At 59.0% G+C, this 24,026-nt stretch carries 18 protein-coding genes and 1 pseudogene; 10 read left to right on the forward strand and 9 right to left on the reverse strand.

Features of this window, described 5'->3' with window-relative positions; all coding sequences use genetic code 11:
* Positions 1-6: 6 nt before the first annotated feature.
* The gene (locus VUN82_13270) at positions 7-1,245 is read right to left on the reverse strand and encodes an FAD-dependent oxidoreductase (protein ID XAS70099.1); all 1,239 of its coding nucleotides are present in this window, start codon (positions 1,243-1,245) and stop codon (positions 7-9) included.
* Between the two features lie 359 nt (positions 1,246-1,604).
* On the opposite strand from VUN82_13270, the gene VUN82_13275 reads away from it, so the two are divergent.
* The 3 genes and pseudogenes from VUN82_13275 to panB all read left to right on the forward strand — a co-directional run bounded on the left by VUN82_13275 (position 1,605) and on the right by panB (position 4,843).
* Complete coding sequence (locus VUN82_13275) at positions 1,605-3,272, forward strand: helix-turn-helix domain-containing protein (GenBank protein ID XAS70100.1); 1,668 nt, start codon at positions 1,605-1,607, stop codon at positions 3,270-3,272.
* A gap of 26 nt (positions 3,273-3,298) precedes the next feature.
* Positions 3,299-4,105: an alpha/beta hydrolase gene (locus tag VUN82_13280; GenBank protein XAS70101.1), complete on the forward strand. Its 807-nt coding sequence runs from the start codon at positions 3,299-3,301 to the stop codon at positions 4,103-4,105.
* 81 nt (positions 4,106-4,186) lie between these two features.
* Positions 4,187-4,843 (forward strand): annotated as a pseudogene (gene panB, locus VUN82_13285) (3-methyl-2-oxobutanoate hydroxymethyltransferase).
* 274 nt (positions 4,844-5,117) lie between these two features.
* Here panB and VUN82_13290 read toward each other — a convergent pair.
* From VUN82_13290 to VUN82_13325, 8 genes are all read right to left on the reverse strand, one after another.
* Positions 5,118-5,282: a hypothetical protein gene (locus tag VUN82_13290; GenBank protein XAS70102.1), complete on the reverse strand. Its 165-nt coding sequence runs from the start codon at positions 5,280-5,282 to the stop codon at positions 5,118-5,120.
* A 231-nt stretch (positions 5,283-5,513) separates the two neighbouring features.
* A complete protein-coding gene (locus tag VUN82_13295; GenBank protein XAS74678.1) occupies positions 5,514-6,161 on the reverse strand; it encodes an adenylate kinase in 648 nt (215 codons plus the stop codon).
* 5 nt (positions 6,162-6,166) lie between these two features.
* Complete coding sequence (locus tag VUN82_13300) at positions 6,167-6,982, reverse strand: polysaccharide deacetylase (GenBank protein ID XAS70103.1); 816 nt, start codon at positions 6,980-6,982, stop codon at positions 6,167-6,169.
* 176 nt (positions 6,983-7,158) lie between these two features.
* Positions 7,159-7,644 (reverse strand): MaoC/PaaZ C-terminal domain-containing protein, encoded by a 486-nt coding sequence (locus VUN82_13305; GenBank protein XAS70104.1) that lies wholly within the window; start codon positions 7,642-7,644, stop codon positions 7,159-7,161.
* Positions 7,645-7,702: 58 nt separating this feature from the next.
* Positions 7,703-8,929, reverse strand: a complete 1,227-nt coding sequence (locus VUN82_13310) for an FAD-dependent oxidoreductase (protein ID XAS70105.1) — start codon at positions 8,927-8,929, stop codon at positions 7,703-7,705.
* An 80-nt stretch (positions 8,930-9,009) separates the two neighbouring features.
* Positions 9,010-10,551, reverse strand: a complete 1,542-nt coding sequence (locus VUN82_13315) for a class I adenylate-forming enzyme family protein (protein ID XAS70106.1) — start codon at positions 10,549-10,551, stop codon at positions 9,010-9,012.
* Between the two features lie 103 nt (positions 10,552-10,654).
* On the reverse strand, positions 10,655-11,707 hold the full coding sequence (locus VUN82_13320) for a nitronate monooxygenase (GenBank protein XAS70107.1): 1,053 nt from the start codon (positions 11,705-11,707) through the stop codon (positions 10,655-10,657).
* 116 nt (positions 11,708-11,823) lie between these two features.
* Complete coding sequence (locus tag VUN82_13325) at positions 11,824-12,603, reverse strand: SDR family NAD(P)-dependent oxidoreductase (GenBank protein XAS70108.1); 780 nt, start codon at positions 12,601-12,603, stop codon at positions 11,824-11,826.
* A gap of 590 nt (positions 12,604-13,193) precedes the next feature.
* Here VUN82_13325 and VUN82_13330 point away from each other — a divergent pair.
* From VUN82_13330 to VUN82_13360, 7 genes are all read left to right on the forward strand, one after another.
* Positions 13,194-14,036: a citryl-CoA lyase gene (locus VUN82_13330; GenBank protein XAS70109.1), complete on the forward strand. Its 843-nt coding sequence runs from the start codon at positions 13,194-13,196 to the stop codon at positions 14,034-14,036.
* A gap of 552 nt (positions 14,037-14,588) precedes the next feature.
* The gene (locus VUN82_13335; GenBank protein XAS70110.1) at positions 14,589-15,296 is read left to right on the forward strand and encodes an NUDIX hydrolase; all 708 of its coding nucleotides are present in this window, start codon (positions 14,589-14,591) and stop codon (positions 15,294-15,296) included.
* Positions 15,297-15,683: 387 nt separating this feature from the next.
* Positions 15,684-18,596 carry an FAD-binding and (Fe-S)-binding domain-containing protein gene (locus VUN82_13340; GenBank protein XAS70111.1) on the forward strand — a complete coding sequence of 971 codons (2,913 nt, stop codon included), beginning with the start codon at positions 15,684-15,686 and terminating at the stop codon, positions 18,594-18,596.
* A gap of 206 nt (positions 18,597-18,802) precedes the next feature.
* Positions 18,803-18,955, forward strand: a complete 153-nt coding sequence (locus VUN82_13345) for a hypothetical protein (protein ID XAS70112.1) — start codon at positions 18,803-18,805, stop codon at positions 18,953-18,955.
* 77 nt (positions 18,956-19,032) lie between these two features.
* Positions 19,033-20,772 (forward strand): 2-isopropylmalate synthase, encoded by a 1,740-nt coding sequence (gene leuA / locus VUN82_13350; GenBank protein XAS70113.1) that lies wholly within the window; start codon positions 19,033-19,035, stop codon positions 20,770-20,772.
* Between the two features lie 207 nt (positions 20,773-20,979).
* Entirely contained in the window at positions 20,980-21,408 is a 429-nt protein-coding gene (locus VUN82_13355; GenBank protein XAS70114.1) for a MarR family transcriptional regulator, read from the forward strand.
* A 288-nt stretch (positions 21,409-21,696) separates the two neighbouring features.
* Positions 21,697-23,874: a 3-hydroxyacyl-CoA dehydrogenase NAD-binding domain-containing protein gene (locus tag VUN82_13360; protein ID XAS70115.1), complete on the forward strand. Its 2,178-nt coding sequence runs from the start codon at positions 21,697-21,699 to the stop codon at positions 23,872-23,874.
* Positions 23,875-24,026: the final 152 nt, after the last annotated feature.

Below are 24,026 nucleotides of genomic sequence, written 5' to 3' on the forward strand. Positions count from 1 at the left end.
GTAGAGCTAGTCGGCAGAGATTCTGAGCGCGGACCGGTTCTTTTTCAAGGCACCAGCAAAGGTGCTGGTCTCCCCGGCGATGACCTCCGCCATCACCTGGCCGCAGATGGGCGCGCTTGCGATGCCCCACGCGTGGCCGACGTTTATATAGGCGCCGTCAGCCCGATCGACGATGGGCAGATGGTCCGTTGTTTCGCTTCCGAGTCCAGCCCAAAGTCCGGTAACGCCGTATTCAGCAAGGCTTGAGTATCTGTCCAAGGTTGTTGAAACCATTGCGTTTGTAGCATTAATGCTGATGTGGGGATTTAGGGAACCCCGTCCGTCAAGACTATTGCCGATGAATATTGACCCACCGCGGTTTTGGGCGATCGAGTCGTCATAGTCAACGAACGAGGACCCTGAAGTCCCGCCGGGGCTCGTTCCCGCGCTGGAACTGTTCGGGCCGGCAAAAACCGCGGCTTCATAAGTTGGAAGGTCAGTGAGCGCCCCGCATCCGTACACACCCCGGGGTCCATGCATTATGGCGTTCAAGCGCGTGTCTATGGGCTGAGTCAGCATCTGACCCACTCTTGCAGTGCTGATTGGGACGTCGATCCCCTCGGCCCGGAGGTTGGTTGACCAGGCACCCGTTGCCCACACCACGCCCGATGCATGGATCTCGCCCCGGACCGTGCGGACCCCTGTTACGGTTTCGCCGTTTCGCAGGGTTGAAAGGACAGACGTATTTTCAAAAGTTCGGATACCTGCCCGCACACAGGCGCTGGCCAGAGCGTTGACGAACTGCACACCATCTATTTGGGCATCATCGGCGCAAAAGACGGCGCCGAGCGCGCTTTCCGGAAGGATGGAGGAGTGCTTCTGAGCCTCTTCCCGGCTGATCATGGTTGCGTCCAAGCCGGCTGCCCGCCGGTTGGCAGCATAATCTTCAAGAACCCGGCCCTGCGCGTCGTTTTCGAAGAAAAAGAGGCCGCCTTGATTGCGATAGTCGAACACATCGCCAAGTTCGCTCAAGTAGTCCTGGTACTTTTCCTTGCCGGCTTTAGCGAGAGAGAGTTCGTCCCCTGTACGCCGCGTCTGCAGCCATAGGGAACCTGCGTTTCGTCCGGAAGCACCGTAGGCAGGAAACCGCTGTTCTACGACGACGACGTCGAATCCCCGCTTGCGCAGCTCCCAAGCGGTGCAAAGCCCCACAATTCCTGCTCCTATGACGACAATGTCACCTGTCGCAAGTGTGTCAGCGCTCATGGCAAGGTACCTTCTTCCTCGGGCTGTCCTGTGGCCCTCTTCGTTAGTCTTCCAGATAGACGAATCCGATAGCAGGGTGAGAAGTCCTTGACGCTTGAATTTCCAGAGGTCAAGCCCATGCAACATGACCTATACGCCAGAGAACGCAAGCAGGCCCCATATGCCCAGCCGTATGGTGTTCGAGTCTCTACCTGCGACGTTAGGAGCCCACCAGCACAGGTGTAATTGTTTCTTGTCCAACGTTCGTCGAATAGCGTTAGAATTCTCACAGGGGGACGGCTAAATTTCTGGTCTAGTCTGGGCGAAAGCGGTAGGCGAGGCCAACCGCCCGTCCCGGTCTCTTCCCGAAAGAGTTCCCTATGATAGTTGATCCGACCTCCTTGCCACTGGGAGCAGTTCTAGCGGACTTGGGTCCTGCCGCGAAGCTTGTCGCGGGGGACGCTTCCCAGCAGTCCAGGCAAGTTCGTGGCGCTGTTGTCTTGCTGAAGCCGGAAGACTTACCCACCGACGTGGATGTGGTCGTGATATGCCCAGGTGCCGCAAGCTTTAGTGACTTGGTCGCGGACCGGCTCGATGGGCCCGGACGCGTCATCTTCGTTACGGCGTCCGAGTCCTCTCTTTCGGAAGGGATCCAAGTCGTCGGGGAGCAGCACGTCGTCATCGCTGTTGATCCAGCCCTGAACGTCGCTAGCGTCGTGATGTCATTTTCTCGATCGATGCAAATGCCGGAGGAATCCGTTTCCCGCCGATTAGCCTCCTTGCAGAGGGCGCTCAGTCAAGCGATGACAGAAACTGAACCGATACCGGCGCTACTAAGCCGATTGGCGCACGTATGTAATGCCACCGCAGTCCTCATCGACAGATTCGGTAAGACTGTCCATGCCACCGGGCCCACACCCATGTCACTTTTGTTTGAAGAGATCGGCCGCACCGAGGCCGATTCACAGAACGTGGACGTGGACGGATGGAGGGGGGTGGCAGCCAGAATTTCGGCTCCTGACGAGGCCGACTCGCATTTCGGTTGGCTCGTCATCACGGCTCGGCGGACGAATTTTCCGGATAGCCATTCGACCTCCGCCGCTCACGTAGCCGCAACCTTGGTCGAGGCCAGCCAGCGAATGGCCGTGGCCGCCAGACAACAAGAACGAGCCATACGCACTGCCGTGCTTGAGGAGGCGCTGGCATTGCGCCGCGAGCCTCACAATCCCGAATTGGCGGCCCGAATAGCGGCTTTCGGCCTGTCTTTTGCCGACGAGTTGCGGACCATTGTTTTCCGGCCAATTCGACCTGCGGTCGCATCGCGCTCGTTGCCGGCGTCTGAGGATCTATCGGAAATGTTGGGCAAGGCACTGGAGTCACAGTCCATCGCGTACCTCATGACCGCCAAGGACAAGACAATAACGATAGCGGCGCAGTGTAGCGTTCAAGCCTTCCGGCGAGTGATCGTGGCGGAAGGCTCCAAACTCCCAGGCGCCCTCATTGGAATCGGCCGCAGTGTGCATGCCTTAGGCGACATTCTGGACTCATACCAGGACGCGCAGTTGGCGGTTCGAACCCTTCGCCGTAATTCGCGAGGTCCTAAACTTATGGCGTACGAAGACTTCAACTATGCAACTAGGCTTTTCGCTGACGTCGGTTTCGACAAGATGATCAAATGGGCCCAGGAGTTCCTGAAGCCCTTGGAGGGGCGCGAGCTGCTGGTAGAGGGTCTTCAGACATACTTTGAGCATGCTCAGAACATCAACGCTGCGGCCGACTACCTGGAAATCCACCACAACTCACTGCGCTACCGGATAGCTAAAGCTGAAGAAATCCTGGGCATCAATTTGAGGGAACCGGGTGCTGTTTCTTCCGTTTTCTTAGCTCTGACGGCCCTTGAGCTGGGACGGATTCAACAGCTGCGGCCCAAATCGTCCGGCGATACGGGACGAAGCCGTAAACCATCGGACGTTGAAGCAAGCGACGTCGTGCCCTACTCGAGGCCATTCGTCGAAAGAGCCGGCGTAGTTCGTGCTCCCGCCAGGTGAGACACGGAGCGGGTGATCCTAAGAGCGTGGGCGTCGCCTTCCAAACCTCGGACGGAGTATCGATTCGGTATGACGACGAAGGACACGGCCGGCCCATCGTTTTTGCGTCCGGCGGCACCGCTCACAGCGCCTACTTTGTATGGCAGCGTCATGCGCTACTTGAAGCCGGATACCGGGTTATCCGTTACGATCACAGGCTGCACGGCCGCTCGGACATGCCGGAGCACGGTCAGAGGATGAGCAGGCTAGGCCTGGACCTTGGAGAGCTTCTCACGGCCCTCGACCTCCGCGATACGGTTCTGGTGGGGCACTCCATGGGAGTTTCGGCAAGCTTGGCCTACTTCTCGATTACGGCTGACCCATGGGATCGCATATCGGCATTTGTCGCCGCTGAGCAAACTGCAAAAATTGTCAACACCGCAGACTGGCAGCTGGGTGTCCGGGGTATCACCGAACAGAATGTTTTCGATGCCATCGACTTTAAGTTCAATTGGGACAACGATGGCGTAGAGCCGGATCTGCCAGAGCATGTCCAGCAGTTTTTTGACTCGATTACGCCATCTTGGAAGGACTTTGCGTGGGACAAGTCACGCCGTCTTTTCGCAGATCATTTTCTCTCAGATTGGCGAGACGTCGTGCCACGAATCAAAATCCCCACTCTCGTGATCGCAGGCAGGCATTCTCCCTTCTACGACGTTGACGTAATGCGTTGGTTCGCCGAAACGGTACCCGATGGTCGGCTCAGCGTCTTCGAGCACAGCGGCCACGACCCCTATCTGAACGAATACGTGGAGTTCAACTCTCAGCTCTTGGAGTTCATCTCTAAACACTAGTCATCGTTGCTAACACTTCCGATTGGGGTTCCGGCATTTGCCCCCTCGGGTTGACAACTGTGCACATGCTGCGCGCCGCCTACTGCTAGCTTCAATGTGTTTGGCAATGAAACAAGTTTGCCCGTTACCGTTGACGAACTCCTGCCACTTTGCCGCGCGGTAACCCGCTCTGCCAGGCGCGCACTGGTCGTCGCCGACCTACCGTTTGGCAGCTATGAGGTATCAGCCCCGGCAAGCCATCGCCACCGGCATCAGGTTCCTCAAAGAGGGGCTGGCCCATGCCGTGAAAATCGAAGGCGGAGGCTTTTACGCCGGAACTGTGAGGACGATGGTAGAGGCAGGAATTCCCGTCATCGCTCACGTCGGGCTCACTCCTCAGAGCGAGCACGCTCTCGGCGGATACCGCGTGCAGGGCCGAAGCCACGACGGCCAAAGGTTGATTGAAGACGCCCTGGCCTTGGAAGAGGCGGGCGCCTTCTGCGTTCTGATGGAAATGGTTCCTGCGGATACCGCGGGACGGGTCGATGCAGCGATATATCCCCACAATCGGCATCGGCGCTGGCAAAGCGACCACCGAACAGGTTCTGGTGTGGCAGGATATGGCCGGGATTCGCGGTGGGAAGTTGCTAGGTTGTCAAGCAATACGCAGATCTTCGATCAAGACTACTCCAGGCTGCAACGACCTCCGGACAAGAAGTTCGTTCCGGCGAATTTCCCGAAAGCAAACACTCCTTGTAACAACTGCCCGGCCACTTTCTCTAACTAATTCCAAACACGATGAATCTAATTGCCGGCCAAGTTCTACTTATCCCTTGCTGGCCACCACTTGATCTCTAACTACGCCAGTAACGATTGCACATGCGTGAGAGTCGAAGATGAGGTGATGAAACGAATTCTGAGCAGGAGGCCGCCAGGTGGGGAGGGACTTTAGCCCGCATTGCCCGCCCACCAAGGGTTTTTTGGCTTGTCACGGTTCCTGGTGATGGTCCGGCAACGATGAGTACTTCGATCTCTATTCACCACCGGCAAACCGTGCGCCAGAGCCGACCGTTTTCGAAGCGGTGTTGGTCAGTACCCAGCATCGCTGGTCCAATTTTCGCTGGATCAGCCGCCACGAGAAACCGAACGAAGCGGCTTCCTCGGCGATGGCCCCGGTGGATCCGATGAGGGTGGCCACCAGCGCTTCACGGGGCCTGCGGCTGTGCCGTGCCGGCACGGGACCTGCGCTGTCTGCTCGCTGAAGCTCTGGCGCGGGCACGGCACAGCCGCAGAAGGATCATCGCTTTGCCGGCGCGTCAACCCGACCAGCGACAGGAATGTCACGCAGAGGTTGATGCCGGCGGAAGCGTCCTATCCACTCGGTTCGTTCCGGGAGCCGAGGCCTCTCAAGGAGACTAGGACATAATCCTTAGGGGAGTGCCGTGGCAACTAGAACAGGCGCCGGCTCGAGTCTGCCATTAGCCGCTACTGCGGTGGTCTGCCTTGATGACAATCCGAGAATAAGATCCAAGGCGGTCGAAACTCTGCTGGATACGTCCGAGATACTTCCCAGACCATCCACCCCCGTTAAGATGGCGCGTTCGCCGTACCGGGACGTAACGGCGGTTGTCTGGTCGAAATACAGTTTCATCCTGTTTCTTATGACTTCCGCAGTGTCGTCCGAGCGGTTTTCGCGTTCAGCTCTCTGGAGTAAGCGCTGGACCAGTTCTTCTGTATCGGCAGTGAGCTGCAGTACGACGTCAAGCTCGCGCCCCTTGGTTGCAAGGATCTCGTCGAGATAGTCAACCTGACCTAGAGTGCGGGGATATCCATCCAACAGAAATCCGTTGTCCGCGTCGTTTTGTTCCAGGCGCTCACGAACCATCGCGTTCGTCACCGAATCGGGCACAAATTGCCCTGCATCCAGATATGATTTAGCCGTTTGGCCCAAGCGTGTTTCATTTTTGACATTTTCGCGGAAGATGTCCCCGGTTGAAATGCTGACGATCCCGAACCTCTTTGCAATGTAGCTTGCTTGCGTACCTTTGCCAGCTCCGGGAGGACCTATGAGAAGCATTCTGATCACGGAAGCATCCTATCTAGCGGATCGAGGTCATTCAGGACGGTTCTGGAAACTGCGGGGGAGGATGCCGCCGCTAGCGCAGTGTCGTCTTGCCAGCAGTTGAAGAGCTCGGAGAGCGTTGGAAACCATACACCTTCAAATGAAGTGACGTGGTCGAGGAACTTTTCGAGCATTACAAGGTTGTGTGCCCGTCCAATGGTCTGCGGGTGTAGTGTCCACGTCATTGCGCCCCCGGCACATCGCTCATAGGCGAAATTGAAACTGTCGATCCAACGGGCCAGAACCGTTTCGTTGCTCTGCATGAGCGCGTTTCCCTTGAAAGATTCGAGTTCGGGGAAATCGTCGAGGAACCAGGACACAGGGAACTCAAGTACGCTGCTCTCCGGGCCGAAGGTGTTGCCTTCTTCCTCGCTAACGCCGACCACCATCCGGGGCCGGTAAGGCTCGAAGTCCCTCCCCATGAGAGACGAATCCCAGTCAAACTCGAATTTCGCAAGGAGATCGAGGGTGTTGTCCGTAACATCCAATGCAGGAGAGCGGTATCCCCGAGGACGTTTACCCAGGAGCTTTTCGTGCTGGGCTATTTGAAGTTCCAGCAGCCGTTCCTCCTCGGCTCGATCGAGTGAAGGCACATATTCGTGGTAGACACCGTGAGCGCCGATTTCATGGCCGGAGTCGACAATTGCATCTACTGAGCTGCGGAATGTTTGCATCGTGTGTGTGGGCACACACCATGTCGTAGTGATTCCGTAGCGACGGAACACGTCCAGGAGTCGTGGGGCACCGACTAAGGCACCGAATTCACCTCGGGACATCAAGGACTGGGACGTTGATCGAAAAGTGCCTAGCCATACGCTTTGGGCATCAAAATCGGGGCTTAGAGAAACGGCGAGTCGTTTGCCATCGGGTAGATGAAGAGGCACTTCGAGCAACTTTCTATTTCAGGCAAGGGGAGTTCGCCTTGACGAATGTTCTGGTTCGAGGCGCCAACCTAGGCTGGCCGCCGGGAAAGGAGGACGATCCAGTCGCCTTCCTGGCAGATCACGCCGTCCTGGTTCAGAATTTGAACCCGAGTGGTCACAACACCCCGGTCGGGCTTGCTGGCGGATGGCTTGATGCCAATCACTTCTTCGCGGACACTGATGGTGTCGCCAATACGGATCGGGGCACGGAGGTTCCAGTTGTCAATTCCTAGAAAGGCGATTGCTGAGCCGTTCTTCCATCCCAGTGCCATTTCCAGCCCAAAGGCAATTGAAAGTGCGCCGGGACCATGGAAGAGCCGGGTGCCAAATTCTGTCGTTTTGGCGTACTCCTCGTTGGTGTGCAGCGGGTGCATGTCTCCGGACCATGTGGCGAACGTTACGACATCGAACTCTGTGACGGTCCGTCCTGCCGAGTTCCACTGCTGTCCAAGTTCCAACTCGCCCAGGTAGCGCACGGCTGACTCATTGGTCGTGCCGAGTAGATGAGTAGTCAATGTTTCTTTCACTTCCGTATAGATTTGGTGCTCTTGTGGCAGGGGCGGGTGCCCGGTGCTAATAGCGGATGACTCCGTCTACCGGGGTGGTCAGGGACGACCGGTAGAGGGAAAGTTCGTCGAGGGAGTGGCTGAGGCGGTCGCCTGAGATCAGTTCGGCCACCAGCTTTCCCGTGATCGGCCCGGCCAAGTTGCCGTAGACGTGCCCGGTGGCCAGAATCAGCCCGGGAAGTTCCTCCACCTCGTCAACGATCGGGAGGGAGTCAGCCGTGGCGGGGACGAGGCCAGCCCAGGCACGTTCAATACCGAGAGACCTGTAGTTCGGGAAGGTTTTGAGCAATGAATCGATGGCCAGCTTTAGACCGGCGGCAGGCATCCTGTCGTCGAGTTGGTCGGGGTAGTCCATTGGGCAGCCAATGAATAGATTCCCGTCCTCGGTCTTGGCCACACATTCCATGTGTTCGAGGCCCTGTGATTGGTCCTCTGAAGGGGAGGTGAAGTACTCGTCCCGGTAACTGGGGAGGTTCCGGATGTGGGCGTATTGCTTCGCAGCAAGCGGTCCATTGAGGATTTTATCGAGCTTCTCCTCTACAGGAGCCAGTAGGACAGCACCCAGCCTGTGCGGCTTGATGGGTACGGTTACGCCCTCTGATTCGAGCATTGTAGACCACACACCACCCGCCCAAACGACGTTGTCCGCTGAAACGCTGCCGCCGGCTGTTCGTACTCCGACGACTTTCGAGCCATTCCGCAGGAGTCCGAGGACTGGCGTGTTTTCATGAATTCGAACACCGAGCCTGCGGCATTCCTGCGCCAAGGCACGGACGAACTTCGGGGTACGAATTTGGCCATCTTCGGGGCTGAACGTGGCTCCAATAACATCGGGCGGCAATATCGGGGCGGCTTCATGCGCGGCCTGGTCGTCAAGGAGCTCGGCTTTGAATCCGTCTGCGATCCGGGCTTCCACAAATTCCTTATAGACTCGCCGCTGATCGTCCGTGTAGAAGAACGTCATGGCACCGTTGCTTCTGTATTCGAAGGATGGCCCGAGGATGTCTGCAAAGTCGTCGTACAGGGCCCTCCCTGCACGGGTCAGTTCGACGGCGTAGTCGCCGTGGCGATTCTGCATGTGGAGGAAGCCGAGATTTCGCCCGGAAGCGCCGTGGCCAAGTTCCCGCTGTTCGAGAAGCACAACATCGTGCCCCTTTGAAGCAAGAAAATAGGCAGTTGATACACCCACTATTCCGCCGCCTACAACAACCACACCGGCCTTGTCGAACTTCATTTCGTCATGTCCTAACTTCGTCTTGATGCAACACGTATGAGGGTGGCCGGCTCGTGATTTGTCGGCCTAGGAGCCGGCTGCTAAGCCCTGCCCTGGCTCTTTTCAGCTGTCAACAGTGTCGCCACGTCCCGCCTATTGACTTTGCCGGTTGTCGAATTCACTGGAAGCGAGTCGACGGCGATGAACTCGCTTGGAACCTTGTATGATGACAAGCGGGCGGCAGCGAATCCCTTCAGGTCGGCTTCGTCGAGGGGCTCTATGCCCCTGGGGACGACGGCAGCAACCACGCGCTGGCCGTAGACGTCATCGGGAAGACCAACAACGGCCACTTCACCAACGGAGGCGTGCTCCTGAAGTACACGCTCAACTTCCGCCGGCGAGATGTTTGTTCCACCACGGATGATGACGTCTGAGAGCCGCCCAACCACGTAGACGAAACCGTCCTCATCCACCCGAACGAGATCTTTTGTGCGGTACCAGCCGTCATCAGTGATGGCTGTCCGCGTTTGTTCTTCATCACGCCAGTAGCCGAGCATAAGCCCCGGTCCAGTCGAGTACGCCTCCCCAACCTGCCCGGGTGGAACTTCCGCTCCGTCGGCGTCGAGAACTTTCAGCTTTGACCGCGGCACGAGCTTGCCTGCCGACCCCGGTTGGGGAGTAGGGTTTGCGACGGGATCGTAAGTCACCAGGGGCAGGCATTCGGAGGCGCAATAAGCATCCAGGACTGGTAGTCCGGTCTGGACTTCCCAGCGGCTGAATGCGGCTTCGTTCCTTGGCTCTCCGCCCGAGATGCATAGCCGAAGTGATGGGAAAGCGGGGCGGTCCCCGGCTTGGAGTTCGGCGTACTGGGCCAGCTTTCCGAAAGTCGCCGTGACGCCGGCGAGGAAAGTGGCCGAATGCTGCTCAATGGCCGGAGCTATCATGTCCGGCCGTGCCCTCCGGACCACCACCACTGTGCCGCCACGCAGCAGGACGGCCAGGGAGGTGCTCGCGAGCCCATAGAGCCACGCCATCGGCAGGCAGATTATTGCCTTGTCTTCGGGGGACAGGTGCCATACTTCGCCGTACGTGTCCGCGCAGTTATATATGGCTGTGGCTGAAAGCATGATCGCCTTCGGTCGGCTGGTGGTGCCTGACGAGAAGCAGATCATGGCCAGCGGTTCGCGAAGACCTTCAGGATTGGGTAGGGCGTCGTGCCGGACACTCGTTACCTTGAAGTCCACGATGTCGACGATGGGGGCGTTCTGCGCAGCGGCAGCGAAATGCGCGGAATTTACGCTTGCTGAGACGATAATCAACGCAGGGTCACTCGTGGCAATTGCATATTCCAAGTCCTCTGGACCTGAAGAAGGATAGACAGTGACCAGTACGCCCCCACTGCGCCATACCGCCAGGGCCGTGGAAAGATAGTCCGCTGAGCTTTCCGCCACAAGGGCCACGCGGTAACCCGGCTTGAGTCCGGCCGCAAGCAGAACGGCTGAGCGTCGCTCGATCGATGCCTGCAGATCCTTGTAGCTGATGGTGGTGTCGCCGTCGACAATGGCTGTCTTTCCGGGGTACTGATCGGCAATGCTTTCCAGTGCGGAGACACAATCCGCTGGCTTCGGCGACAATGTATTCATATTCGCTCTACTTTCATTTAATACTTGGAAGATTCCAACTGGCCCGTTGAGCCGATCTGGTCGAACTCAACGGGCCCCTTGGCTTTGACGTAGTCGATGGTTGTTACTGTCCGGCCGAAAGTCGACGGAGAATTTTCTCTGCATCTGATGCCATGTTCTCGACAATCTCGCCTGCAGGCAGGATTTCGTGAACAAGCTGCATGGTCTGGCCAACAGGCATCATCCCGAAGTCCATGTCACCGTCCTGGTATCCAGTTTCGACCCGCGTGCCGGCAACAGCGTACTGTCCGGGGAAGCCTGCGGGTTTCTTGTCAGAAGACTCCCATTCCGAGGTCCATTTGTTCTCGAATGCACGCATACGCTTACCGCTGTACGAGTAAGTGATAGTGCTATCCTTGAAGGATCCTTCCACCACTCGGTTCTTGAAATTGTCGTGCCCATATGCTTCGGGGCTGGCAATGAATCGCGTTCCCACCCAGACGCCCGCCGCGCCCAAAGCCAGGGAGGCGGCCAGGCCGCGTCCATCGGCGATCCCGCCGGCGGCCAGGACTGGCTGATCCACCACATCAATAACGGCAGGGACAAGGGTCATAGTGGATGCGTATCCGGTGTGGCCGCCGGCCTCAGTTCCTTGAGCGACAATAAAGTCGACACCCGCTGCGCTGGCCTCCTGGGCCTTGCCCACGGAGCCGACAAGAGAGAAGACCGTGATTCCGCGGTCCTTGCACTCTTTGATGAACCAGTCCGGTGTAGCGAACGTCAAAACAACTGCCGAGGGTGCGGCATCCAGGACAATCTGCACCTGGTCTGCAACGGCCCCAGGCGTCAAAAGCGCCTCTACACCTGCAAGCTTTTCTTGGTCTGCACCCGAAAGCGATTGCCACAGTTCGCGCACTGGCGCCCACTGCGCTTCATCTTCAGTGGTGAGTGAGTCCGGTAGCAGGAGATTAATTGCATAGGGCTTGTCGGTTCCAGCTTCGATCTTCTTGATTTCGGCGCGAAGGTCATCGGGCATGAAGCTGACGCCGCCCAGGCATCCCAGGCCGCCAGCGTTACTGACCGCGGTGACGAGTTCGGCCTGCGCCACACGCGCCATGCCGGCGGAGCAGACGGGGTATTGGAGGCCCAGGGCTTCCGTCAAAGCTGTCTTGATCACTTATACACCTTTCACTTCGGAGCCCAAGATCATCCTGGTTTCCGGTTGGTTCATGTTTGCCCCGAAGGGGGAGTTGGTGGGGTACCTGTTGTTAGCAGGCCACACGGTCGGCAGGACTATGTCGCGTTCCAGCCGCCGTCGACCTGGATCGTTTGCCCGTTCACATAACCAGCAGCGTCGGACGCGAGGAACAGCACTACGCTCGCCACCTCTGAGGGTTCGCCCGATCGCTTTGCCGGAATGAGGAAGTCCATAATTTCAGGCGACACCCCGATGCCTCGCTGCTGCGTCGAAACGAGATCACCCAAGATCTCCTCAGAAGTCGCACGAAGATTTGTCTTGATGACGCCCGGGGCGACAACGTTGGCGGTTACCCCGTGTGGAGCAACATCGATGGCGAGACGACGGGTCAGCCCCTCTATGCCCGCCTTGGACGCGACGTAGGAGATGCCGTCTGCTGCGCCCCTTTGGCCCGCGACGGAGCCGATTGTAATGATGCGACCCGAGTTCTGCTTCGTCATTGCCTGCGCCGCTGCACGGCAGCCGTAGAACGTTCCTGTCAGGTTGACTCCGATAATCTTGGCCCACAACTCGGGCGTCGTTTCGAGCACGTCTGCATACCCGTCGAAGACTCCCGCGCTGTTGACCATGACGTCCAGTTTGCCGGTCTTCTCGACAACCTCGTCCACCAAGGCAGACACCGAGTGGTAGTCGCTAACATCTACGACCCGTGTGTGCAGTGAGTCCGGAGAGCCGAGCTCTTGCCGGGTCTCCGCCAAACGTTCCTCTGAAACGTCACTCGCATAGACTTCGTAGTCTGCTTCGACGAATGCCTGGGCAATGGCCCGGCCGATGCCAGAGCCGGATCCGGTGATAATTACGCTTTTGCTTCCCATGCCCTACAAACTACGTTGGGGATCTTCCGAGTGAAACTGTCATCTTCACGGCTTTTTGTCGACGTTGTCGTGGAAGCTACAGGAGCCGGGTTGGAGGTTCGGTATCTGGGCCGCCCACTCATGGACTCGCAAGTGAGGGATGAGGATGGGCGCTGGCGCCCTGCGTTTGTACTTTGACTAGGGGCGGGTGGCGGCCGTTGAAAAAATTCCGGGGCCGGTACCCGTCTTGTCGCTTTAAGGTGGCGGGTACGACAAACCGTCACCAGATTCCGGCAAATCAAGGCGCCCAGACCACAGAACGGGAAGGGCAACGATTATGCCGGTACCAACCCCGGGTCCCCCAACTGACCGTACGCTGGGGGACCCGGCTCCAAGCAGTGCCACGTTTTTCGTCGCTTGACTGATCCGTCAGCACTTGCGCAGATGCGTTAGTAATTTTCCGCCTGGAGGTCACGGCTTCAGAAAATCTCCAATGCCAGGATGATGCGGTTGATTCTAAAGTTCAAGGACATGGCCGATTTTGGAGCTTGGCTCGTCATCTTGCCTAGCACCGCAGGCCCTTTGAAACACATGACGGTTCGGGAGAAACATTGCAAAAGGATACTGCAGACCAGTCTGGGGCCTATTGGTCATCTTCTGTTAGCCAAGTCACTGATACGAACGTTTATGTTCGCGGCTATGACCTTGAGGATCTGATCGGGCAAATCCCCTTCACGGCAGCCATATTTCTCGTGATCCGTGGTCGGATCCCTTCGGACCATGAGATACGGGCGCTGGACGCAGTCCTCAGCGGAATCCTGGATTATGGTCTTGAAAAGCCCGGGACAGTGGCCGCGAGGTTTGCTGTCTCCGCCAATCCAAGTATGGCTATCGGCATGTCAGCCGCCTGTTTATCTGTCGGGAAGCACACGCTGGCGACTGAGGACAGCGGCCGCTTCATCCGGGCCACGCATGCGGAGTTCCTGGGATCCGGCCTCACGCTCGAAGCTTTCGCTGAGGATAAGGTAAACCGCATGCGTGAAGCAAGGGAACGCATCCCGGGCTTGGGGCACCCCATTTTTAAGGTTGTTGATCCTCGCGCTGAACGGCTCCGATCGATTGCTATGCAGGAAGGTCTGTGGGACCAGGCGGCTGAAGTGTACGAGGCAGTGCACAGGGCCTTCACGAAACTCCCAGGTAAGTCGGACATCCCGATAAATGACGTTGGTGTTATGGCCGCGATACTGCTGGGGCTCGGCTTCACACCAGAAGAAGGGACAGGTATTGCCTTGCTCTCGACGCTGCCTGGGGTTATCGCCCACGTATCCGAAGAGCTCTCCGGAGGGAAGCCAATCCGAATCGTCCCGAGAGATTCAGCATCCTATGAGGGGGCTACTGGCCGTGATTTTAATGCGGATCGACTCGAAGCCGGCTGGGGCCCTTCCGGGGCCTAGGCGGTAACCGAACAGGAGCAAAGATGGATGCAGGGGCCGGGAATCGTCTGATCCCTTCAGCAACCCGATTCTTTGAGGATCTCCAAACAGGAGATTCGTGGTCGTCTCAAGGGCGAACGATTACAGAGACGGACCTGGTTACCTTCGCGACGTGGTCGGGGGATATGCACCCCCTACACACCAACCAGGAGTATGCCCGTGGTACTCAGTTTGGAGAACGGGTTTTCCACGGTCCTGGGACACTTGCGATCGCTTTTGGCCTGGAAATGGGAATGGGGTGGAAGGAACGTTCGGCCATAGCATTTCTCGGCATTCATGACTGGAACCTCATTGCACCTGTTCGCATCGGCGACACCATTGCTGTACGGGAAGAGGTAGTAGAGCTCCGGCCTTCTGCGACTAAGCCGGACCGGGGCATTGTGAAAACCAGACTTCAGATACTCAATCAGCGAGGCGAAGTCTGCCAAGAGGGTTTCTGGGTCGTTCTTCTGTATCGGTCTGCTGCTTACACACCATGACAACGAGAGTTGGGCAACTCGGCGGGAGGAATCAATGAGCATTACCGCTGGTGAGGAGATATGCGCAATGGACCCACCGGTTCCGCGGCTTGCGGTAAGCGTGGTCCTGATGCGGGATTCCCTGCACGGAGTTGAAGTCTTTGTCCAACGCAGGGCACTAACGATGGATTTTGCTGCTGGTGTGGTCGCATTTCCAGGAGGCCGCGTCGACGCTGTTGACTCCTTGCCATCGGCGCTGAGCAGAACGCTGTTGGACTCTCAGGCGGTGGCATGGCGGCGGACCAGGGTTGGAACGGAAGCAACGAGTGCGCCCCAAACTGCCGCTTGCCTCCTGTCTGCCGCCGTGCGTGAACTGGCAGAAGAATGCGATGTTGTCCTACAACCAGAAGACTTGGTCCCTTGGGCAAACTGGGTCACACCTGAGGGCTTTCCCAGACGTTTCGATACGTTCTTTTTTGTGACTGCTGTAGCGCCCGATCTGGAGCCCCAGCATGTGACGACGGAGGCAACATCGTCGCAATGGATGCTGGTGCGAAGGATCCTTTCAGACGAAGCTGCCGGAAGGCTTAAGCTCCTCCCCCCAACGCTGGCAATTCTGGATGAAATTGCAGTAATGCGCACCACCGAGCAAGTGCTTTCGGGGAAACGGGCAATCGAGTCGGTGTGCCTACGCCTTGATGAAGTAGAGGAGTTCCACCGCCTGCGGCAACTGAGCATGACGGATACACGGAAGCGGTCTTGATACAGCTTCGCGTGCCTATACCAGCTGCGCATTCGGGGATGCCACACTGCCAACCCACTACCAATATTTTCACCAGAGTTTGGGTGAAGGGGTTGGTGCAATTCCAGTAGCATCGCCGAAGCAGTCGTCGTAGCGTGACGCATGTGCCGCAGAGCGGATGAAACTGTCATGAGGACAAAGGAGCAAGTGTGGCCCACGCTGGTGATCCGGACGCTCTGATGACGAACGCTCTCCAGAGCGTGTCAACGTCGCTGCGGGCAGACACGCTGTTTCCGGGAGATGTTCCTCTCCAACTGGACAGGTTTGTCACCAGAAGATTTTTTCAATATTGCATATCCGACGTGCGTGCCCGGCTTCACCGGGACGAAACTGGAGCCTGATTACGCTATGACTCAAGATGTCCTCTCCACACCGGGCCGTGCACCGGTCCTTGCCCGGCTGGAAGCCGCGGGCGTGCTTGCCGAAGAAATGGGCCATCGTATTGCCGCGTATTCCTATGACGCGTCCAACTACAGGGTTCCGCCTGTTGCCGTGGTCTTCCCACGAAGCGTCCAGGATGTCGTGGCTGCGGTGGCCGCATGCCGGGAAACCGGCACACCGTTGGTGAGCCGGGGTGGCGGGACATCCATGGCCGGCAACGCCATAGGCCCCGGCATTGTTCTGGACTTCTCCCGGTACATGAACCGGATCAACAGCGTCGATGAGGCCACCAAAACCGCCGACGTCGACCCCGGCGTCGTCCTCTCCCACCTCACCGTTGAGACAGAGAGGGTCACCGGTGGGAGGCTCACGTTCGCACCGGACCCTTCGTCAAAGAACCGGGCCACGATCGGCGGCTCACTCGGGAACGATGCTTGCGGTAATCACTCAGTACGCTATGGCCGCACCTCTGATCATGTGCTGGAGATTGACGTTGTCACTTCCGACGGCGCACAGTTGACCGCCACGGCGATCGGTCTGCGCGCAACTGACCCAGCCGATACGTTCTCGGTCTCCCGCGCATTTGAGCTGGGGGATGAGCTTAAGCAACTCGCCCAGGACAACCTGGCAAGTTTCCGGATAGAGCTGGGCCGTATCCAGCGCCAGGTCTCCGGTTACCACCTGGGCAACCTCCTGCCTGAAAATGGTTTCAACGTGGCCCGAGCCCTCGTGGGAACCGAGGGCACTTGCGCGATCGTCGTGCGGGCCCGCATGAAACTCGTCCCTAAAGCACCCAGCGCCCTCCTCGTGTGTCTCGGGTACGCCGATGTCGTGGACGCCGCCAAGGATATCGAGACCATCCTGGAATTTTCGCCCGCCGCCGTCGAGGGCATTGACGAGGCCATCGTGGACACAATGAAGTTGCGACGCGGACCCGATTCAGTTCTGGGCCTGCCCGAAGGCAAGGCCTTCCTCTATGTGGACTTGGACGGGGACAACCCCGAGCAGGTAGCGGGGGAAGCGTCCCGGCTCCTCGAACGGCTGGCGGCAAACGGACGGATGGTAGACGGGCGCGCGGTTCCAGACCTCGTCCAGCGCGCCACCCTCTGGCGGGTCCGGGAAGACGGGGCGGGTCTTTCCTCCCGGCCGGCAAGCGGCGGGGAATCACAGGCAGGCTGGGAAGACTCAGCTGTTGCGCCGCGGAACCTGGCCGCATATCTGTCCGATTTCCGTGACCTTTTAGCTGAGTTCGGGTTGACCGGAATTATGTACGGGCACTTTGGTGCAGGCTGCATGCACATCCGCATCACTTATGACCTGCGTAGCGAGGAGGGCCGGGGCGTCTTTCGTAAGTTCACCCACGCCGCAGCTGACCTCGTAGTGCGGCACGGTGGCTCATTGTCTGGTGAGCATGGCGACGGACGCGCCCGCTCGGAGTTTCTGCCGGTCATGTATTCCCCAAAAATGATCGCAGCATTTGAGACCTACCGTGGACTTTGGGACCCTGCCGGCATCCTGAACCCAGGATCCATGACAGATGCGGACCCCATGGATGCCAACTTGGCGCACGAAGGTATTCCCCAACGCGAGTGGCGAACTCACTTTGAGCTCCGTCCGGTCGAGGCCGCGGCCGCCGGTGCTGACCCGTGGGTTCATGCCGTCCAGTCCTGCATTGGCGTGGGCAGGTGCCGATCCGATGCCGGTGGCGTCATGTGCCCGAGCTACCGAGCCACAGGGGACGAAAAGGATTCAACGCGCGGCCGTTCCCGTGCTCTGCAGGACATGGTCCGAGGTGCCAAAAGCATCGACGAAGGTTGGAAGTCGAAGGATGTCCGGGAAACACTGGATCTGTGCCTGGCGTGTAAAGCCTGCTCCAACGACTGCCCTGCCGGGGTGGACATGGCCACGTACAAGTCGGAGTTCTTCTCCCACTACTACGAGGGCAAACTGCGGCCCATGTCGCATTTCTCCCTTGGCTGGTTGCCGCGCTGGCTGAAACTGACCACCCTGATCAGCCCGCTCGTGAATCTGGTCCTTGCCAGTCCGCTGGGCAAGGTGGTGGCCGCAGCAGGCGGGCTGACTACGCACCGGAAGATGCCGAAGTTTGCCTCCCGGGCCATGCTCCGCAAGGAATTGGCGCCCTACGCGTATTCATCGGCCCCGGCAGATGCGGTCCTTTTCGTGGACTCGTTCACCAAGGGCTTCAGGCCTGAGGTTGCCGGGGCTGCTGCCCGGGTCATGGAAAGCACAGGTCGCACTGTCGGCTGCGAGTCCGATGCTTGCTGCGGCTTGACCTGGATCTCCACCGGCCAGTTGGACACCGCCAAGAAGCTCATGGGCAATGCGGTCGCGAAGCTCGACGACGGGGCCGATACCCCCATCGTGGTGATTGAACCTAGCTGCGCCGCGGCGTTGAAGAAGGACGCACCCGAACTGCTCGGCAGCGAAGCGGCCGAACGCGTCTCCCACAGGATCCGGAGCTTCGCGGAGGCCGTGAAGGAATGGGTCGACGGCGGCTGGACACCACCTGCCGTGCCGACGGACGTCACCGTGCAAACCCACTGCCACGAATACTCCACCTTCGGGGCCACCGTCCAACGAAAGGCCTTGGCCGCCCTCGGTGTCGCAAACGTCAACGAAGCCACAGGCTGCTGCGGGGTCGCCGGGAACTTCGGGTTTGAAGCCAACCACTACGCCATCTCGATGAAGGTGGCCGAACAGGCCTTGGCTCCGGCCTTGTCTAAAACAGCCTCCGACGTCCCCGTTCTGGCCGACGGTTTCAGCTGCGCCATGCAGGTCAAGCAGCTGGACCCGGACCGCAAGAGCCTGCATTTAGCGGAACTGCTCGACCAACGCGCGCCTGGAGGTGAAATGCAGTGAAGAAGTTAGAGCCAGCAACAAGCTTTCCGGTCGCAGTCGAACCCCACACCCCGGGCTTGCCCCTCTTTTTCGACCCATTGGTTGAGCTGACAAAACACGGCCCGTCCAGGAGTCCGCAATCCGAACTCGCCGGCCCTAAGAAGCCACCTCTCCGGCGCGGACGACCGCGGAACCGATCCCGCGACAGGTCAACTGACAGGAGTGCGATGCTCGACATGGTCGTCCATGACCTGCAAGCCCTTGGTGTCCGACTCAACAGCAGCAGCGCCCTTTCGTCCGAGCACTCGTCCTACCTTCAGATCGTGCGCACGGAGCTCCCGCCCCTTAGCTGCCGCGGCGAGTCCTCAGGCGCAATCTAGCGCAAGGCCATCCTCGTCGCGGAGTTCGTGTTACCCGGCCACCCTTCAATGAAGATCTCAAGAAAAGGCCTCCCGTAATGCAAAACGCACAAAAGTCCTCAGGAATGCCCGCCCACCGCTACACGCCGTTCCAGGACCAGATCAAGGTGGAACTGCCAGACCGCACCTGGCCGGACAAAATCATCGCCAAGGCGCCCCGCTGGTGCGCCGTGGACCTGCGCGACGGTAACCAGTCTCTGATCGATCCCATGAGCCCGGCGCGCAAGATGAAGATGTTCGACCTGCTGGTCCGCATGGGCTACAAGGAGATCGAGCTCGGGTTCCCGTCCGCCTCCCAGACCGATTTCGATTTCGTCCGGCAGCTCATTGAGGGCAACCATATCCCGGACGATGTGACCATCCAGGTACTGACCCAGGCCCGCGAACACCTGATTGAGCGGACCTACGAATCCTTGGTGGGCGCCAAGCAGGCGATTGTCCATCTTTACAACGCCACCTCGGTGTTGCAGCGCCGCGTGGTGTTCAACCAAGACGAGGACGGAATTTTGGATATCGCCCTCCAAGGCGCCCGGCTCTGCAAAAAATACGAGGAAACGCTCGTTGACACGCATATCATCTATGAGTACTCCCCGGAATCCTTCACGGGCACGGAACTGGAGTACGCGGTGAGGGTGTGCAATGCCGTGGCCCATGTTTTTGAAGCCTCCGCTGACCGGCAGGTCATCATTAACCTGCCCGCCACCGTGGAAATGGCTACTCCCAATGTTTACGCCGATTCGATCGAGTGGATGAGCCGTCATCTGCACCCCAGGGAGGGCATCATCCTGTCCATGCACCCACACAACGACCGCGGAACGGGTGTTGCTGCCGCGGAACTGGGGTACATGGCTGGCGCGGAGCGGATCGAAGGCTGCCTCTTCGGCAACGGCGAGCGGACCGGAAACGTGGACCTTGTCACCCTGGGCCTGAACCTTTTCGTCCAGGGCATCGATCCCATGATTGACTTCTCCAATATCGACGAGGTCCGCCGCACGGTGGAGTACTGCAACCAGCTGCCCGTCCCGGAGCGTTCGCCCTACGGTGGCGATCTCGTCTTCACCGCGTTCTCCGGATCACACCAAGACGCCATCAAGAAGGGCTTCGAAGCACTCGAACGGGACGCGGCCGCTGCCGGCAAAGACGTTTCCGACTTCACTTGGCAGGTTCCGTATCTGCCCATCGACCCCAAGGACCTGGGTCGCTCCTATGAAGCAGTCATCAGGGTCAATTCCCAGTCCGGCAAGGGCGGAGTGGCCTACCTGCTTAAGGCCGAGCACAGCCTGGATCTGCCGCGACGTGCCCAGATCGAGTTCTCGGGCGTCATCCAGCGACGCACTGACACAATGGGCGGGGAAGTCAGCGGCGCTCAGCTTTGGCAGATCTTCCAGGACGAATATCTGCCCTCCCGCGAGGCTGACGGGCGGTGGGGCCGATACTCGCTGGGCGCGGTCAAGACGGAAACAGATGACGACGGCGGCATGACGCTTCACGCCTCACTCGCCGTAGACGGCGTGCAGGTTCAGCGCACCGGCACCGGCAACGGCCCAATCGCTGCCCTGCTGAGCATCCTGCAGCAGGATGGTGTGGACCTCAGGGTGCTGGACTACAGGGAGCACGCCCTCTCAGAGGGCGGTAGCGCGATGGCTTCAGCCTACGTGGAGTGTGCAGTGGGGGAGCGCGTGCTGTGGGGCGTCGGCATCGACGCCAACACAAGCACGGCCGCTCTCAAGGCTGTCATTTCCGCCGTGAATCGAGCCATCCGCGACGCTCAGGCCTGATCTCGGCAGCTGGTTGACCGCCTCGCAGGATTCTGGACACGGCTGGACGCCCGACGAGTCGTGTCCGGAACCTCAAGCTCGGTTGCCGCATGAGGCCAGCGTCGCGATCGTTTTCTTTCTGGGCGAGAAGTCGATACGCGCCCTGCCAGAGAGGCTTTTCGCATGAAAGAGCAAGCAGGTTGATCAAGTCGGTTGTATATTCGAGGCATGATTGACCAGAAGAAAATGACACACTCCTTCTTTGAGGCGCTGCACCCTCTACTGGCGCGCTTGAACGTAGAACGGACCCTCTCGCCTGGAAAGCTGGGCATTCTCAGATATCTGTCCGAGCACGGCCGGGCCACCACTTCGGAACTTGCTGTGGCTGGACGGGTCAGCCCTCAGGGCATCTCGCTCGCTGCGCGGGAATTGGAACGGCTGCAGCTTGTGACGCGCGTACCTGATGACGTGGACCGTCGCCGGGTCTGGATCGAACTTACGCGGGAGGGCGGCGAAAAACTTTCTCAGGAGGTGTCTGTTGGGTACGGCTGGCTGGACCGGACAGTCAGCGAGCGCTTGACGCCGGAAGACCGCAGGGTGCTCGAGGCAGTCATTCCCGTTCTCAGAAAGCTGGCGTCCGAGGCGAGCAGCGACTGAGCCCTGGTACCGGATGCTCAGCTGAGAGAGTTCCGCCTCGGGCCTGGGCATGCGCCGGTCTAAATCTCGTCTTGCCAAAAACTGCAGTAATATCATAGTTGCTAAGCAAGTATTATATTCCCAAGGTCCGGAGACGCTAACGCAAGGTAGGCGCTCGTCCTCCCGGGCAATCCCCGCCGCACAAGTCGCCCACCAGGTTTCCCGGTGACCTCGCAATGCCCTTCTGTAGAGAGCCGATCTGACGGTGTCGGACCGCCACTACTGCCTCCCTCGACTAAGGAATGACATATGACAAACCCGACTCGCACGGTAGCTCAATCCGGTGATCCGGATGCCAAGCCCCTCGGCGGGCTGTCGCCCTATGTGCAATTGACAGAGGTCCAGCTGCCTGGAGCCGGCAACTTCGCGCTGATCACTCTGACCGGTGGTGACGGCAAGCCCGCCACCTTTAGCCCCGAGTCGCTGCAGGCACTCCACGGGATGCTTGCGGAAGTCGCGAAGCGAGTCGACTCAGGACGCGTGGCTGGCGTTGGCATCACCGGCCAGAATCGCTTTTTTGTGGCCGGCGCAGACTTAAAGTCTCTGAAATGCGTGAAGGACCTGGAGTCGGCCCGAGCTGTTGCACGTCTAGGACATCAGGTGTTTGGCGCACTCGCGGCAATAAAAGTTCCAACTTTCGCCTTCATCAATGGCGCGGCCATAGGCGGCGGGCTGGAAGTCGCGTTGGCAGCGCGCTACCGTACAATTTCATCGGACGCGAAGGGGATATCTCTGCCCGAGGCCTACCTCGGCCTGGTTCCCGGCTGGGGCGGAGTGTACCGACTTCCCCGGCTCATCGGGCCCGCTAATGCGGTGAAGTTGATGATCGAGAACCCACTGGCTAACAACAAGGTTCTTGACGGCAGGTCAGCGTATGAGCTTGGTATTTCAGACACTGTATTCGACAGTCCCGATTTCCTGAGTCAGTCACTGGCCTGGGCTGACCTGGTTATTACCGATACGGCATTCCGGGAAGAACTTGACCGACGGCGGGCCTCGGTTGCCGGCTCCTCTCGGGAAGAATGGGATGCGGCCGTGGCTGCGGGTCGGGCCATCGTTGCATCCAAGACCTCCAATGCCTCACCTGCCCCTGCTCGTCTGCTGGATCTGCTCGAACTCGGCAGGAGTCTGGATCAGGCACAATCCGCGGATTTGGAAGTCAACGCACTCGGCGAACTGATCCTGACACCGCAGTTCAAGAATTCAATGTATGCGTTTCTTGAACTTCTACAGCGTAGAGCCAAGAATCCGTCGAATGCGCCTGATCCGGCGCTGGCCCGCCCGATCAACAAGGTCGGAGTTGTCGGCGCTGGACTGATGGCCGGGCAGCTGGCCCTGCTGTTTGCCCGACAGCTCCAGGTACCCGTTGTGATGACGGACATCGACCAAGGCCGCGTAGATAGAGGTGTAGGTGACGTCCACGCCCAGGTGGACAAACTGTTCACCCGCAAACGCATCTCCCTGGACGACGCCGATCGCCTTAAAACCCTTATTAGCGGCTCGGTGTCCAAAACCGCCTTTGCCGACGCTGACTTTGTGATCGAGGCGGTCTTCGAAGAACTCTCTGTCAAGAAGCAGGTCCTCGCAGAAGTCGAGTCCGTCGTTTCCGAAAAGTGCGTTCTTGCCACCAATACGTCCTCGCTGCTGGTGACGGAGATGGCCGCAGACCTCCTGCACCCGGAACGCGTCATCGGGTTTCACTTTTTTAATCCGGCCGCCGCCATGCCCCTGCTGGAGGTTGTGCAGGCAGCCAAAACCAATGATGAAGCCTTGGCCACAGCGTTCGTCCTCGGTAGCACGCTGAAAAAGACCTCGGTGCTCATCCGTGATGCCACAGGATTTGTGGTCAACCGTGTACTACTGCGGCTGGTTGTGGAGGTCCTGAGGGCCTTTGACGCGGGCACCCCTGCTATCGTCGCCGACAAGGCACTCAAGCCCATGGGACTGCCAATGACGCCATTTCGGCTTTTGGCCATGATCGGTCTTCCTGTGGCGCAGCATGTTATCGAATCCCTCCATCTCGCCTTCGGCGACCGGTTCCCCATCTCGACTAATCTCCAGAGACTTATAGACCATGGCATCACCTCGTTCTGGTCTGATGAATCCGATGGCAGCCCGCACATCCCACGGTCCACCTTGGAAATCCTGGAGTTCACTGACAGCCCTGCGACTTCGGAGCAACTGCTTGAACGTGTCCAGGACGCCTTGGCGCAAGAGATCGGGCTTCTACTTGACGAAGGAGTGGTCGCATCGGCGGAGGACGTGGACCTTTGCATGATCGCTGGCGCTGGCTGGCCGCTCCACCTCGGTGGTATCACTCCTTATTTGGACCGGACGGGCGCCTCCGAAAGAGTCAATGGCCAGCGGTTTCACCTGGACAAGCGGCAGGTCCAGCTGCGGAGCCCATCTTGCCCTGGGACCCCTTGAGACACTTTCGACGTCATAAGTGCTTTCCTGGGTTGCGGCGCCAACAATGTGAATGCCTGCTCAGGCCCACCAGGGACCGCGGAGGTTGGTGGAGTGGGGTTTGTCTGGCTCCCTTGATTCGCTTCTAGAAAGTCCACCGGACCAGGCTCTGC

This window comes from Micrococcaceae bacterium Sec5.1, assembly GCA_039636795.1.
GTDB lineage: Bacteria > Actinomycetota > Actinomycetes > Actinomycetales > Micrococcaceae > Arthrobacter.

Coding starts and splice junctions, on each gene's coding strand:
- VUN82_13295 (XAS74678.1), bottom strand. CDS start 6,161: ATGCTTCTCATAGGTCCTCCCGGAGCTGGCAAAGGTACGCAAGCAAGC.
- VUN82_13340 (XAS70111.1), top strand. CDS start 15,684: ATGACTCAAGATGTCCTCTCCACACCGGGCCGTGCACCGGTCCTTGCC.
- leuA (XAS70113.1), top strand. CDS start 19,033: ATGCAAAACGCACAAAAGTCCTCAGGAATGCCCGCCCACCGCTACACG.
- VUN82_13300 (XAS70103.1), bottom strand. CDS start 6,982: ATGTCCCGAGGTGAATTCGGTGCCTTAGTCGGTGCCCCACGACTCCTG.
- VUN82_13355 (XAS70114.1), top strand. CDS start 20,980: ATGATTGACCAGAAGAAAATGACACACTCCTTCTTTGAGGCGCTGCAC.
- VUN82_13325 (XAS70108.1), bottom strand. CDS start 12,603: ATGGGAAGCAAAAGCGTAATTATCACCGGATCCGGCTCTGGCATCGGC.
- VUN82_13270 (XAS70099.1), bottom strand. CDS start 1,245: ATGAGCGCTGACACACTTGCGACAGGTGACATTGTCGTCATAGGAGCA.
- VUN82_13360 (XAS70115.1), top strand. CDS start 21,697: ATGACAAACCCGACTCGCACGGTAGCTCAATCCGGTGATCCGGATGCC.
- VUN82_13315 (XAS70106.1), bottom strand. CDS start 10,551: ATGAATACATTGTCGCCGAAGCCAGCGGATTGTGTCTCCGCACTGGAA.
- VUN82_13345 (XAS70112.1), top strand. CDS start 18,803: ATGCTCGACATGGTCGTCCATGACCTGCAAGCCCTTGGTGTCCGACTC.
- VUN82_13310 (XAS70105.1), bottom strand. CDS start 8,929: ATGAAGTTCGACAAGGCCGGTGTGGTTGTTGTAGGCGGCGGAATAGTG.
- VUN82_13335 (XAS70110.1), top strand. CDS start 14,589: ATGAGCATTACCGCTGGTGAGGAGATATGCGCAATGGACCCACCGGTT.
- VUN82_13275 (XAS70100.1), top strand. CDS start 1,605: ATGATAGTTGATCCGACCTCCTTGCCACTGGGAGCAGTTCTAGCGGAC.